The organism is Streptomyces avidinii (assembly GCF_014650695.1).
In the GTDB taxonomy this organism is placed as follows: domain Bacteria; phylum Actinomycetota; class Actinomycetes; order Streptomycetales; family Streptomycetaceae; genus Streptomyces; species Streptomyces avidinii.
The window spans coordinates 188,278-201,192 of record NZ_BMVL01000013.1 but is presented as its reverse complement, the minus strand read 5'-3'; the positions used below and the strand labels follow the sequence as shown (position 1 = coordinate 201,192).

The following is a 12,915-nucleotide window of genomic DNA, read 5'->3' as shown; positions in this document are numbered from 1 at the left end:
TCAAGCAAACCGGGTGGAACCCATGGCAGGCACCGACCGCGAGAAGGCTCTCGACGCCGCTCTCGCACAGATTGAACGGCAATTCGGCAAGGGTGCGGTCATGCGCCTCGGCGACAAGCCGAACGACCCCATCGAGGTCATCCCCACCGGGTCGACCGCGCTGGACATCGCGCTCGGCGTCGGCGGGCTGCCGCGCGGCCGTGTGATCGAGGTGTACGGCCCGGAGTCCTCCGGTAAGACGACCCTGACCCTGCACGCCGTGGCCAACGCACAGAAGGCCGGCGGCACCGTCGCCTTCGTGGACGCCGAGCACGCGCTCGACCCCGAGTACGCCAAGGCCCTCGGCGTCGACACCGACAACCTCATCCTGGTTGGAGATCGTGGACATGCTCGTCCGCTCCGGTGCCCTCGACCTGATCGTCATCGACTCCGTGGCGGCGCTCGTGCCGCGCGCGGAGATCGAGGGTGAGATGGGCGACTCGCACGTGGGTCTCCAGGCCCGACTGATGAGCCAGGCCCTCCGGAAGATCACCGGTGCGCTCAACCAGTCCAAGACCACCGCGATCTTCATCAACCAGCTCCGCGAGAAGATCGGCGTGATGTTCGGCTCGCCGGAGACCACCACCGGTGGCCGTGCGCTGAAGTTCTACGCCTCCGTGCGCCTCGACATCCGCCGCATCGAGACCCTCAAGGACGGCACGGACGCGGTCGGTAACCGCACCCGCGTCAAGGTCGTCAAGAACAAGGTCGCGCCGCCGTTCAAGCAGGCCGAGTTCGACATCCTCTACGGCCAGGGCATCAGCCGCGAGGGCGGCCTGATCGACATGGGCGTGGAGCACGGCTTCGTGCGCAAGGCCGGTGCCTGGTACACGTACGAGGGCGACCAGCTCGGCCAGGGCAAGGAGAACGCCCGTAACTTCCTGAAGGACAACCCCGACCTCGCCAACGAGATCGAGCGGAAGATCAAGGAGAAGCTGGGCGTGGGGGTCCGCAAGGACACCGCCGCTGCCGAGGCCGGTGCCGACGCGACCGATGCCGCGGCCACCGCCGTGCCCGCCCCGGCAACGAAGGCCAAGACGACGGCCAAGGCCGCCGTGGCCAAGAGCTGACCCGTGCGGGAGCAGGAAGGGGGCGGCGAGCGCCGAAGCGGCCGTGAGGGCCGCACGGAGCTGCCGCCCCAGAGCCCCGAGGAGCAGGCGCGGGCGATCTGTCTGCGCCTGCTCACCGGGAGCCCGCGCACCCGGCGCCAGCTCGCGGACGCCCTGCACAAGCGGGGCATCCCCGAGGAGGTGTCGCAGCAGGTCCTCTCCCGGTACGAGGAGGTGGGCCTGATCGACGACGCGGCCTTCGCCGGGGCCTGGGTCGAGTCCCGGCACCGCGGCCGGGGCCTGGCCCGTCGGGCGCTGGCCCAGGAGCTCCGCACCAAGGGGGTGCACGCCACCCTCGTGGAGGAGGCCCTGGAGCTGCTGGACCCCGATCAGGAGGAGCAGACCGCCCGGGAGCTCGTGGAGCGCAAGCTCCGCTCCACCCGGGGCCTGGAGCGGGACAAGCGGATCCGGCGCCTCGCCGGGATGCTCGCCCGCAAGGGATACTCGGAGGGCATGGCCCTTCGGGTGGTGCGCCGCGCGCTGGAGACGGAGGGCGAGGACGCCGACGACCTCGGGTACCCGGGGGAGTGAGCCGGTGGGCCCGGGGTGGGGTGGCCCCCGGGACCGGACGCCGGAGCACGCCAATGTCCAGGCGCCGCGTACGCCGGCGGAGTCGGCCGCAGGATGTTGCGCACGCCCCCTCAGAACGTCAGGTCGGTGTGACCGGGAGGCCGGACGACTTCCAGGACTGGAAGCCCCCGGTCAGGTCCGTGGCGCGGTGGAGGCCCAGGGCGTGGAGGGAGGCCGCGGCGAGGCTGGAGGCATAGCCCTCGTTGCAGATCACCACCACCTGGAGGTCGTGGCTGGTTGCCTCGGCGACGCGGTGGCTGCCCCGCGGGTCCAGCCGCCACTCCAGCTCGTTGCGCTCGATCACCAGCGCGCCCGGGATCAATCCGTCGCGCTCGCGCAGGGCCTGGTACCGGATGTCCACCAGGAGGGCCCCGGCACGCGAGGCGGCGTACGCCTCCTGCGCGTCCAGTCGCGTGTAGCCCGCGCGGATCCGCTCCAGCAGTTCGTCGATGCCGATCGGGGCGTTCACTGCCAGTCCGCCGGACGCTCGACGTGCTCCAGGCTGAGCACCGGGCCGCTGCGGCTGTAGCGGCGGATCAGCGGAAGCGGCGGGTAGTAGGCGTGCACGGAGACCGCGTGCTCGGCCTGCGACTCGTTGAGGACCTCGTGCACGTGGTGCTCCCGGAAGGCTCGTCCCGAGCCCGCGGCCAGCGTGCGGTGGCGGTCGACGTCCGGGGCCAGCTCCAGGGACTTCCAGCCCTCCGAGGGCAGGCGCACGGTCAGCGAGTGCTCGGTGAGGCGGCCGCGGGCGGTGGCGAACGCGCCCCGCGACTCGGCGTGGTCGTGCCAGCCGGTGCCGGTGCCCGGCGGCCAGCCGATCAGCCACGCCTCACTGCCGCCCGGCCCGTCCAGCCGGATCCAGGTGCGGCCCTCGGGGTCGAGCGGCAGCGAGGCCACGATCGCGGCGTCGGCCGCCGTGCGGAGGGCGAAGTCGAGGAGTTCGGCGGCCGTGGGGCCCCCGGCGGGCAGGTGCTCGGGGGCGTGCGCGGGTGCGGATACGGGTGCAGACATGAAGGAGGACCGTTCCTGGGTTCGCGGAGGTGCGCGCAGGCCGGTGGACGGCACGGGGCGCGCGGAGGGAAGGGCGAATCAGCAGGAAGGGCGACACACGCAGCCCGCGTAGCGGAGCAGGTCCATATGGACCCTCCGCCACAGGCGTACGTCGTTGCCGGTCATTCCGCGAGTGAACCACGGACTCCCGGAGACGGTCAATCGATCACCACGATCGGTGTCGTGGTCGTCGATGCCTTCGTGTGCGCCGGTGACGGCGCGGAAGGTGAGGCCGGTGCGGAGGGCGCCGGCAACCGGGACGCGGGCGCGCCCGCCCGAACCGTGTCCGCCGCCTCGTACAGCTCCGCCGGTCGGACCCCCGCGAAGGTCGCCGCCAGATGTCCGTCCGGCCGCACGAGCAGCACCGTGTGCGCCGGGGCCCCCGGGTAGCTGTCCGCGACGAGCAGGTCGGTACGGACCGGGAGCGCACTCACCGCAGCGGCGAGGCGGGGCATCAGCCCGGCGCCGAGCCAGTGGCGCCGGTCCCACACCCCGGTGCCGGGAGCGACCAGGACCACCAGCAGCCGGCCCTGTCCCAGCAGGTCCCGCAGCGGCACGGTGGCCCCGTCCGGGGCGGTCACCGGGACGTCGGCCACCGGAGCACCCGGCTCCGTGGCCGTCGGGACCTCCCGTACGGCAACCGGCGGGGCGTAGGTCGGTTCCGCGCCCAGCGGCCCCCGCCCCAGGTGGCCGTCGGTGAGGAGGGACTCGGCGGAACGCGCGGCCCCCGGGAGGTAGCTGCGCAGGCCGCTGCCCGCCCGCAGCGTCGGCATCGCCTGGTCGGCCGCGCGCAGCCGCGAGGCGACCGCCGTGCGCCGCTCGCCCTCATAGCTGTCCAGCAGGGCCTCGGAGGCCCCCTGGTGCCAGGCCAGGGAGAGCTTCCACGCCAGATTCTCGGCGTCCCGGAGCCCCTCCTCGACGCCCTGGGTGCCGAGCGCGCCCAGCAGGTGTGCGGCGTCACCCGCCAGGAACGCGCGACCGTCGCGCCAGCGCCGGGCGAGGCGGTGGTGCAGGGTGTGGACCCCGGTGTCGATGAGGTCGTACGGGGGTGTCGTGCCGCCGCACCACACCGCGAGGGTGTCGCGGATCAGGGTCACGAGGGCGTCGGGCGTCACGAGCTCCCCGCGGGCCGGAAGCAGCCAGTCCAGCCGCCACACTCCGTCGGGCAGCGGCCGGGAGGTGGTCTCCTGCGGCGGGTTGCGGTACAGCAGGGCCTCGCCGGGCCAGGGCAGTTCGGTGCGTAGCGCGGCCACGGCGTGCCGTTCCACCGCGGTGCGGCCCGGGAAGCGGATGCCGAGCAGCTTGCGGACGGTGGAGCGGGCGCCGTCGCAGCCGACCAGGTAACTCCCGCGCCACCACGTGGTTCCGGCGCCCCGGGTGTGCACGGTGACGCCCCGGTCGTCCTGCTCCAGGGAGTCCAGTCTGCTGTCGGTGACCAGCTGGACGAGCGGGTGGGCCACGGCGGCGGCGCGCAGTTCGCGCGTCAGCGCGTGCTGGGGCACGTGCAGCGGGGCCGGACGGTCCTCGAAGGTGATCCGCCGGTCGTCCTGGCGCCGGCGCATGGTGCGCCAGGCGGCGAAGTACGCCCCCTCGTCGCGCAGGGTCGTACACCCCAGCCGGTGGACCATGGCGGCCGTATCGGCGTGCAGGACGACGGTACGGGCGGGCCGGACCTCCTCCTTGCCGGGCCCTTCGTCGAGCACGACGGAGGGCACACCCGCGCCCGCCAGGGCGAGCGCCAGGGACAGTCCGACGGGCCCCGCGCCGACGACGATCACCGGGTCCATGGCGCGGCTCCCGATGTCCGGTATGTGATCACAGAACGTATGCAACCCATTGGAGGTGCCCGCGTCAAGTGACACCCGAGGGCGCAACGCAGCGTGGTGCGGCGGATGAGTTCCGCCGCACCACACTTGTCGCGCACTATCACTGACCGGATGTCAGCCCCGGGGGGCCGTCCGGAAGGGCTCCGGTGTCAGGCTCCGGCCGCCGTGTTCGCACCGGGAACCGGGTCGTCGATCTCTTCCGCGCCGAGCACGGCACCGGTGCCCTTCTTCGACTTCCGCAGCCGGCCCTCCAGCTGGGAGGCGAGGCTGGTCAGGGCGAAGTTCACCACGATGTAGATCAGGGCGATCACGAAGAGGGTCGCGATGGTGTTGCTGTAGTTGGCCGAGATCTGCCGGTTCATGGAGAGCAGTTCCGCGAAGCCGAGCAGGGCGCCACCGAGCGCGGTGTCCTTGAGGATCACCACGAGCTGGCTGACCAGGGCCGGCAGCATCGCCGTGACGGCCTGCGGGATCAGCACGTAGGCCATGGTCTGACCCTTGCGCATGCCGATCGCCTTGGCCGCGTCGGTCTGGCCGCGGGGCAGGGAGAGCACGCCGGCCCGGACGATCTCGGCGATGACGGCCGAGTTGTAGAGGACCAGACCCGTGACCACGGCCCAGAACGGCCGGGTGTCGGAGGGGACGTCCATGAACTGCGGCGAGTACAGCGCGGAGCTGAACAGCATCAGCATCAGGACCGGGATGGCTCGGAAGAACTCCACCCACGTACCGACCGGCCCCCGCACCCAGGCGTGGTCGGACAGTCGGCCGATGCCCAGGACCGCTCCCAGCGGGAGGGCGATCACCATGGCGAGCGCGCCGGCCTTGAGGGTCTCCAGGAGGCCGGGGATCAGGTACGTCGTCCAGACCTGGCTGTCGGTGACGAAGGGCGTCCACTTGTCGGCGGCGAGCTGGCCCTTCTCCGCCATGAGGGACAGTGCCCACCACATGACGAGAGCGAACAGGACGACGAAGATCCCGCTGTAGATCCAGTTGCGCACCTTGGCCTTGGGGCCGGGGGCGTCGTACAGCACGGAGGTCATCGCTTCACCGCCACTCGCTTGGCCACCCAGCCCAGGAACAGGCCGGTCGGCAGGGTCAGCAGGACGAAGCCGAGGGCGAAGATCGCGAAGACGGCGAAGAGGGCCTGCGCCTCGTTCTCCATCATTTCCTTCATCAGCAGGGCCGCCTCGGCCACGCCGATGGTGGCTGCCACCGTGGTGTTCTTGGTGAGCGCGATCAGTACGTTGGCGAGCGGTGCGACGACCGCCCGGAAGGCCTGGGGGAGCACGATCAGGGTGAGCACCTGGAAGAAGCTCAGCCCCAGTGCGCGCGCCGCCTCGGCCTGACCCACGGGCACGGTGTTGATGCCGGAGCGCAGCGCCTCGCAGACGAAGGTGCCGGTGTAGGCGATCAGTCCGAGGACCGCGAGCCGGAAGCCGGTCTCCTTGAAGGTGTCGCCGCCCAGGTTGATGCCGAGGGTCTGGCTGAGACCCAGTGAGCAGCCGATGACCAGCAAGGTGAGCGGGGTGTTGCGCACCAGGTTGACGTACGCGGTACCGAAGCCCCGCAGCAGCGGGACCGGGCTGACCCGCATCCCCGCCAGGACGGTGCCCCAGATCAGGGACCCGACCGCCGAGTAGAGGGTGAGCTGAACCGTCACCCAGAAGGCTCCGAGCACGTCGTACTGCCCGGAATCAAGAAAATCGAACACGATGCCCTGCGCTCTCCCCAGGATGGCCGGTGAGGTGCGCCGCCGCCCGCGGCAGGCGGGCGGCGACGCTCCTCACCGATGAATCAGCTGCCTTCGGTGATCTGCGGGGCAGGCTCGCTCTTGAAGTTGGCCGGGCCGAGGTTCTTGTCGACGGCCTTCTGCCAGCTGCCGTCCTCGACCATCTTCTTGAGCGCGGCGTTGATCTTGGTCTGGAGCTCCTTGTCGCCCTTCTTCAGACCGATGCCGTAGTTCTCGTTGCTCAGGCTCAGCCCGACCAGCTTGAACTTGCCCTTGTTCTTCTCCTGGGCCGCGTAGCCCGCCAGGATCGAGTTGTCCGTGGTCAGCGCGTCCACGGCCTTGTTCTCCAGGCCGGTCAGGCACTCGGAGTAGCCACCCTGCTCCAGCAGGTCGGCCTCGGGGGCCAGCTTGGTCTTGACGTTCTGCGCCGAGGTGGAGCCGGTGACCGAGCAGAGCTTCTTCTTGTTCAGGTCCTCGGCCTTGGTGATGCTCGAGTCGTCGGCGCGGACCAGCAGGTCCTGGTGCGCGAGGAAGTACGGGCCGGCGAAGTCGACCTTCTCCTTGCGCTTGTCGTTGATCGAGTAGGTCGCGACGACGAACTTGACGTCGCCGTTCGCGATCAGGTTCTCGCGCTCGGCGCTGACGGCCTGCTTGAACTCGATCTGGTCGGGCTGGTAGCCGAGCTCCTTGGCGACGTAGGTCGCGACGTCGACGTCGAAGCCGGTGTACTTGCCGTCCGGGGTCTTCAGGCCCAGGCCGGGCTGGTCGTACTTGATACCGACGACGATCTTGTCCTTGGCGCCGCCGGAGGCACCGCCGTCAGAGGCGGCGTCCTGCTTGCTGCCGCCGCACGCGGTCGCGGTCAGGGAAAGGGCGACGGCGATGGCCGCGGCCGCAGCGGCCTTGGAGATCTTCATGGTGAACTTCCCTCGGATGAGACGTTGTTGAACGACGAGCGACGCTTACGGCGCACGCACGGCCGACAGGAACCGTTCCGGTGACGATCCGCATACGGATGCCTACCAGACGGAAACCTCAGTGGTGCAGGATCTTCGACAGGAAGTCCTTCGCCCGATCACTGCGCGGGTTGCTGAAGAACTGCTCGGGAGTCGCTTCTTCGACGATCTTTCCGTCGGCCATGAAGACGACCCGATTGGCGGCGGAGCGCGCGAAGCCCATCTCGTGCGTGACCACCACCATGGTCATCCCCTCGCGGGCGAGCTGCTGCATGACCTCCAGCACCTCGTTGATCATCTCCGGGTCCAGGGCCGAGGTCGGCTCGTCGAAGAGCATCACCTTCGGCTCCATGGCCAGCGCACGGGCGATCGCCACGCGCTGCTGCTGACCGCCGGAGAGCTGCGCCGGGTACTTGTCGGCCTGCGAGCCGACGCCGACCCGCTCCAGCAGGGCCACCGCCTTCTCGTGAGCCGCGGCCTGGTCGGTCTTGCGGACCTTCAGCTGGCCCAGCATGACGTTCTGCAGCACCGTCTTGTGCGCGAAGAGGTTGAACGACTGGAAGACCATGCCGACGTCGGCACGCAGCCGGGCGAGTTCCTTGCCCTCGGAGGGCAGTTCCTTGCCGTCGAGCGTGATGGTGCCCGAGTCGATGGTCTCCAGGCGGTTGATCGTCCGGCACAGCGTGGACTTGCCCGATCCCGAGGGACCGATCACCACGACCACCTCACCGCGGGCAATGCTCAGATCGATGTCCTGAAGCACGTGCAGCGCGCCGAAGTGCTTGTTGACGTTGCTCAGTACGACCAGGTCGTCTGCGGCACCGGCCGCGTCCTGCACGTCCTTGGTCACTGATACTCCGCTCATCGGCTTCTTGCTCCGTCCTCCTCGGTTGGGAGGACAGTAGTGAGGTGACGCGCACAACGTCATCACATCTGAGGGAGAATTGAGGATAACGATCCGGCCTCTTCCGGATACGCTCCGTGCGCGACACCGATCTGGTCGATCATGTACGCGTACCGGGTGCATAACGGAAGGCGCGCCGGAGCGGGACACCCTTGACGTGGGACTCCTCATGGGCGTGGATGCATGGTGGCCCCGCGTGTGACCATTCCGGGTGCGGTCCGAGCCAGAAGTGAGAGAAAGAGGAGAGGGGGACCCATGAGACTGCTGCTCGTCGAGGACGACGACCACGTCGCGGCGGCCCTTTCCGCGATCCTCTCCCGCCACGGCTTCCAGGTCACCCACGCCCGCAACGGCGAGGAGGCCCTGCAGGCGCTGCTGCCCGCCGGCGCCCCGGCCTGCCCCCAGCCCTACGGCGTGATCCTGCTCGACCTCGGCCTGCCCGACCAGGACGGCTACGAGGTGTGCGGCAAGATCCGCAAGCGCACCGCCACCCCGGTGATCATGGTGACCGCGCGGGCCGACGTACGCTCCCGCATCCACGGCCTGAACATGGGTGCCGACGACTACGTGGTCAAGCCCTACGACACCGGCGAGCTCCTCGCCCGCATCCACGCCGTCGCGCGGCGCACCGGAGCCGCCGAGGAGGCCGCCGCCCCCGGGAGCGGTACGCCCGCCACGGTCCGGCTCGGCCCCGTCAGCATCGAGCTGCCCACGCGCCGGGTCAGTGTGGACGGCGCCGACGTACCGCTCACCCGCAAGGAATTCGACCTGCTGGCCCTGCTCGCGCAGCGGCCCGGAGTCGTCTTCCGCCGCGAGCAGATCATCAGCGAGGTGTGGCGCACGAGCTGGGAGGGGACCGGCCGCACGCTGGAGGTCCACGTCGCCTCGCTGCGCTCCAAGCTGCGCATGCCCGCCCTCATCGAGACCGTCCGAGGGGTGGGCTACCGGCTCGTCGCCCCGGGCGCTCCCTAGGGGTCCCCTGTCGTGCGTGCCCGTTTGCTCCCGCTGCTCGTCATCCTGATGGCGGGCACGCTGCTCGCCCTCGGTTTCCCGCTCGCGGTGAGCCTGGCCGCCGGGCAGCAGCAGCGGGTGGTCGTCGACCGGATCGACGACAGCGCCCGCTTCGCCGCCCTCGCCCAGTTCTTCATCGACGCCCAGGGCTCCGGAGCCACCGGCGCCGACGAGCGCCGCGAGACGCTCCAGCACGAACTCGCCCGCTACCAGACCCTGTACGGAATCCGGGCCGGCATCTTCTACCGCGACGACAACGCCATGGTCCGGTCCCCGAGCTGGTGGCAGCTCCCGGAATCCGGCGAGGGGCGCCGCGCCTTCCAGGAGGCGCTGGCCGGCCGGCGCAGCCACGATCCGCCTCAGGTGTGGCCCTGGCAGACCCACGGCAAGCTGCTCGTCGTCTCCCCGGTGGTCCTCGACGGCGACGTCGTCGCGGTCGTCGCCACCGAATCCCCGACCGACGAGATGCGCGCCCGGATCCTGAAGGGCTGGCTGCTGATCGCCGGCGGGCTCGCCGCCGCCATGCTGGTCGCCTTCGGTGCCGCCCTCAGGCTCACCAGCTGGGTGCTCAAGCCCGTGCAGACCCTGGACGCCGCCGCGCACGGCATCGCCACGGGGCGCATGAACTCGCGCGTCGCGGCCGCCGGCGGCCCCCCGGAGCTCCAGCGCCTGGCCCGCTCGTTCAACGAGATGGCCGACAACGTCGAAGAGGTCCTGGAGCAGCAGCGGGCGTTCGTCGCCGACGCCTCCCACCAGCTGCGCAACCCGCTCGCGGCGCTGCTCCTGCGGATCGAGCTGCTCGCCCTGGAACTGCCCGAGGGCAACGAGGAGATCGCCTCCGTACGCACCGAGGGCAAGCGCCTGACCCAGGTCCTGGACGACCTGCTGGACCTGGCGCTGGCCGAGCACGCCTCCGCCGAGATCAGCCTGACCGACATCGGGGCGCTGACGGCCGAGCGGGTCGCCGCGTGGCGACCCTACGCCGAGGAGAAGGGCGTACGGCTCACCGAGACGGGCCGGACCGCAGTCACCGGATGGGCCGACCCCATCGCCCTGTCCAGCGCGCTCGACGCCGTCGTCGACAACGCCCTCAAATTCACCCCCACGGGTGAGGAGGTCGAGGTCTCCGTCTCCGTCGCCGGGCGCTCCGTCCGCGTGGTCGTCGCCGACCGCGGCCCCGGCCTGACCGAGGACGAGCTGCTCCGGGTCGGCGACCGCTTCTGGCGCAGCGGCCGCCACCAGAACATCAAGGGCTCCGGGCTTGGCCTGTCGATCTCCAGGGCCCTGCTCGCCGCAGGCGGCGGGTCCCTCTCCTACGGGACGAACCCGCCGCACGGGCTGCGGGTGACGGTGGCGGTCCCGCGCACCGACCCGCAGTCTGCGTAACCCGCAGGCCGCGTACCGACCCGCAGGGCGCGGAACCCACATGGGCGCGCAACCCTCGGGGCGCCTGCCCCGGGCCACTGCCCCCGCCGCTACCAGGTGAGGGAGACCCGCGCCGGGGCCGACACCGCGTACAGCTCGTCGACGGCCCGGACCTCGAAGGCCGCCGCCCGCTCCCGTCCGGCGCGCGCAACGGCGGGCAGGTACAGGGCGGTGCCGCAGGTGCCCCCGAGGAAGCGGCGGCCGCCGTCGGGCAGGATCCGCCACACCTCGTAGTGGCGCGGCCGCCCGCCCGGACCGGCCGCCGCCCGCCAGGACAGGCGCAGCCACGCCCGGCCGTCCTGCCGGACCGAGGCGTCGACGACCGGAGCCGTGGGCGGTGCCGGGCGCCGGGTGCGGGGCTCGTCGTGCACCGACAGGGCGCCGATCCGCCACAGCACCGGCTTCGTCCCGGGCGCGGTGATCCGTACCGCCAGGCCGTACGCGGTCCCGCCGGCCAGCGGCGCCAACCCGGCCCGTGTCGTGCGCCAGCCCTGCCCGCCGCCCCGGTTCGCGGCCGGCAACCACGTGTACGGGATCGGCTCGCCGGGGGCCGACGGTTCGCGCACGGCCACCCCGATCTCCACTGCGACCGGCTCCGGCCCGGCGGCGTGCACCAGCTCCAGGACCGACCCGCGAGTCAGCGGCAACCGCGTGGAGTGCAACCCGATGACCACGGGAGCGGTCAGGGCGCCCTCGACCAGCAGGCTGGAGCCGCCGCGCCAGGCGTCCGCGAAGTCCAGGGTGACCGACGGGCGCGCCCCGGCGGTCTCCACCGCCCAGCGGCGGCCCGGCAGCCGGTCCTGCAGCCCGAGGTGGTTCCAGGGCGTGTCGGAGGCGACCTTGCCGTCCTGGTACCAGCGCAGCCCGTGCCCGGTGTTGAAGGAGCAGGCGAAGGGGAGCCCGGTGACGGTGGACCGGTCGGCGACGGCCGTCGCCGGGGCCCGCCAGCGGGCCCCGGGCGCGGGGCGGGCCGGATCCAGGGACTCGCCCGTCCAGAACCGGTCGTCGGCGCGGTGGAAGGCCCCCGGGGAGCGGTCGGTGAGGTGGTTACGGGTCCACTCCGGCCGGTAGAAGCCGTAGCTGACGACATGGTCGCGATCGCGCGGGACGATCGCGTTCCAGTCGACGGGGGAGTCCCAGCCGCGCGACTCGGTGTCCACGGCCGCCCACAGGTCGTGGCGGGAGCGGCCGAGGCGGTCGGCGAGGGCGCCCGAGGCGGCCAGACTGTCCGGGGTCCAGCGGAAGTCCACGAACATCGTGTCCGAGACCTTCCCGGCCCGGTCCTCGAAGAATTCCTGGTTGAGCGCGTTGAGGGCGCCCTGCCAGCCCACCCGGCCCGTGCTGTTCATGGCGTCGTACCAGGTGATGCGCAGACCGTGGGGCTCGCCGGCCGCCCGCAGCGCGCGCAGGAACTCCCGCATCCGGGTGGCGAGCGCGCTGTCCCCGCCATCGGTCTCGGCGTTGACGAACCAGCCGTCGAAGCCGTACGTCCGCGCCACCCTGACGAGTTGGTCCGCGAGCGGGAAGCGGCCGAGGGTATCCCGCCGGACCAGGTCGCGGGTCCACCGGAGGTCGCCGCCGTACGCGACGGGCGGCAGGAACACGTTGCCCAGCACCCGGACCCCGTTGCGGTGGGCGGCGTCGACCACGGGCGCGTTCGGTGCGAGCACGATCCCCTCGCCGGCGGAGCCGCCCCAGAAGACCAGTTCGTCGATGTACGCCCAGTGCGTGAGCGCGTAGTGGTCGGCGGTCGGGGAGCCCTGGGCGGGGTTCCCGGCCGTGGGCCCGAAGGAGACGAGGGAGGAGATCCGGGCCTGGCCGGCCCGGGCGTCCCGGTTCGCCGGAACCGGGGTGAACCGCTCCGCCAGGGGCACGGTCGCGGTGTTGTGGGCCAGGTCGGGATCGCTCTCGGGGGTCCACCGGCTGAGCGAGCGCCACACGATCCCGGGGCCGGGCGTCCCCGCCGGGAGGGAATCCGGGAACCAGTACGAGGCGTACGGGGCCAGGTCGGCCGGGGCCGGTACGGTGGCCGCCGCCCCCGCGGGCGCGGGTAACGGCGCGGCGGCGGCCCGGGCGCGGCCCGCCAGGCCCAGCAGCGCGGCGGCCCCGGCCCCGGTGGCCAGCACTCTGCGCCGGGTCGGCCGTATCGCGGCGGGCGGAGGCGTACGCGGATCGACGCCCGTGCAGCTGTAGCTGTAACTGTTGCTGGCGCGGTCGGTGGAGTTGCCGGTGTCGGGCATGCGGGGCTCCTCACGAGGCGATCGGGATCGGGATCGGGATCGGGTCGGGACCG

12 protein-coding genes and 1 pseudogene are annotated in these 12,915 nt (G+C 71.7%); 4 read left to right on the top strand and 9 right to left on the bottom strand.

From position 1 onward, the window contains the following. The first annotated feature begins 22 nt into the window (after nt 1–22). A pseudogene (gene recA / locus IE257_RS29200) lies at nt 23–1,109 on the top strand (recombinase RecA). A 3-nt stretch (nt 1,110–1,112) separates the two neighbouring features. Next, complete coding sequence (recX, locus tag IE257_RS29195; RefSeq protein ID WP_189972866.1) at nt 1,113–1,679, top strand: recombination regulator RecX; 567 nt, start codon at nt 1,113–1,115, stop codon at nt 1,677–1,679. 118 nt (nt 1,680–1,797) lie between these two features. On the opposite strand, the gene IE257_RS29190 is transcribed toward recX, so the two are convergent. The 8 genes from IE257_RS29190 to IE257_RS29160 all read right to left on the bottom strand — a co-directional run bounded on the left by IE257_RS29190 (nt 1,798) and on the right by IE257_RS29160 (nt 8,147). Further along, nucleotides 1,798–2,187 carry a rhodanese-like domain-containing protein gene (locus tag IE257_RS29190; protein ID WP_372453094.1) on the bottom strand — a complete coding sequence of 130 codons (390 nt, stop codon included), beginning with the start codon at nt 2,185–2,187 and terminating at the stop codon, nt 1,798–1,800. Continuing rightward, nucleotides 2,184–2,729, bottom strand: a complete 546-nt coding sequence (locus IE257_RS29185; protein WP_189972865.1) for a cupin domain-containing protein — start codon at nt 2,727–2,729, stop codon at nt 2,184–2,186. Before IE257_RS29185 ends, IE257_RS29190 begins: the two co-directional genes overlap by 4 nt. Before the next feature lie 78 nt (nt 2,730–2,807). Further along, on the bottom strand, nt 2,808–2,894 hold the full coding sequence (locus IE257_RS39535) for a putative leader peptide (protein ID WP_311318651.1): 87 nt from the start codon (nt 2,892–2,894) through the stop codon (nt 2,808–2,810). Nucleotides 2,895–2,926: 32 nt separating this feature from the next. Further along, nucleotides 2,927–4,555, bottom strand: coding sequence for an FAD-dependent monooxygenase (locus IE257_RS29180; RefSeq protein WP_189972864.1), 1,629 nt, complete (start codon nt 4,553–4,555; stop codon nt 2,927–2,929). A gap of 188 nt (nt 4,556–4,743) precedes the next feature. Continuing rightward, nucleotides 4,744–5,637, bottom strand: coding sequence for an amino acid ABC transporter permease (locus tag IE257_RS29175; RefSeq protein WP_189972863.1), 894 nt, complete (start codon nt 5,635–5,637; stop codon nt 4,744–4,746). Next, entirely contained in the window at nt 5,634–6,308 is a 675-nt protein-coding gene (locus IE257_RS29170) for an amino acid ABC transporter permease (RefSeq protein ID WP_189972862.1), read from the bottom strand. The genes IE257_RS29175 and IE257_RS29170 overlap by 4 nt, the downstream gene beginning before the upstream one ends. Before the next feature lie 83 nt (nt 6,309–6,391). After that, nucleotides 6,392–7,243, bottom strand: a complete 852-nt coding sequence (locus IE257_RS29165; RefSeq protein WP_189972861.1) for a glutamate ABC transporter substrate-binding protein — start codon at nt 7,241–7,243, stop codon at nt 6,392–6,394. Nucleotides 7,244–7,361: 118 nt separating this feature from the next. Continuing rightward, nucleotides 7,362–8,147, bottom strand: coding sequence for an amino acid ABC transporter ATP-binding protein (locus tag IE257_RS29160; RefSeq protein ID WP_052871785.1), 786 nt, complete (start codon nt 8,145–8,147; stop codon nt 7,362–7,364). Between the two features lie 294 nt (nt 8,148–8,441). Between IE257_RS29160 and IE257_RS29155 the strand changes: the two genes are divergently transcribed. Then, nucleotides 8,442–9,158 carry a response regulator transcription factor gene (locus IE257_RS29155; protein ID WP_189972860.1) on the top strand — a complete coding sequence of 239 codons (717 nt, stop codon included), beginning with the start codon at nt 8,442–8,444 and terminating at the stop codon, nt 9,156–9,158. A 12-nt stretch (nt 9,159–9,170) separates the two neighbouring features. After that, nucleotides 9,171–10,583: a sensor histidine kinase gene (locus IE257_RS29150; protein ID WP_189972859.1), complete on the top strand. Its 1,413-nt coding sequence runs from the start codon at nt 9,171–9,173 to the stop codon at nt 10,581–10,583. Nucleotides 10,584–10,672: 89 nt separating this feature from the next. On the opposite strand, the gene IE257_RS29145 is transcribed toward IE257_RS29150, so the two are convergent. Continuing rightward, entirely contained in the window at nt 10,673–12,862 is a 2,190-nt protein-coding gene (locus tag IE257_RS29145) for an endo-beta-N-acetylglucosaminidase (RefSeq protein ID WP_189972858.1), read from the bottom strand. Nucleotides 12,863–12,915 lie beyond the last annotated feature (53 nt).

Excerpts from the sequence above, each read along its gene's own strand:
- IE257_RS29185 (WP_189972865.1), bottom strand. The coding sequence starts at position 2,729 with ATGTCTGCACCCGTATCCGCACCCGCGCACGCCCCCGAGCACCTGCCC.
- IE257_RS39535 (WP_311318651.1), bottom strand. The coding sequence starts at position 2,894 with ATGACCGGCAACGACGTACGCCTGTGGCGGAGGGTCCATATGGACCTG.
- IE257_RS29180 (WP_189972864.1), bottom strand. The coding sequence starts at position 4,555 with ATGGACCCGGTGATCGTCGTCGGCGCGGGGCCCGTCGGACTGTCCCTG.
- IE257_RS29175 (WP_189972863.1), bottom strand. The coding sequence starts at position 5,637 with ATGACCTCCGTGCTGTACGACGCCCCCGGCCCCAAGGCCAAGGTGCGC.
- IE257_RS29165 (WP_189972861.1), bottom strand. The coding sequence starts at position 7,243 with ATGAAGATCTCCAAGGCCGCTGCGGCCGCGGCCATCGCCGTCGCCCTT.
- IE257_RS29160 (WP_052871785.1), bottom strand. The coding sequence starts at position 8,147 with ATGAGCGGAGTATCAGTGACCAAGGACGTGCAGGACGCGGCCGGTGCC.
- IE257_RS29155 (WP_189972860.1), top strand. The coding sequence starts at position 8,442 with ATGAGACTGCTGCTCGTCGAGGACGACGACCACGTCGCGGCGGCCCTT.
- IE257_RS29145 (WP_189972858.1), bottom strand. The coding sequence starts at position 12,862 with ATGCCCGACACCGGCAACTCCACCGACCGCGCCAGCAACAGTTACAGC.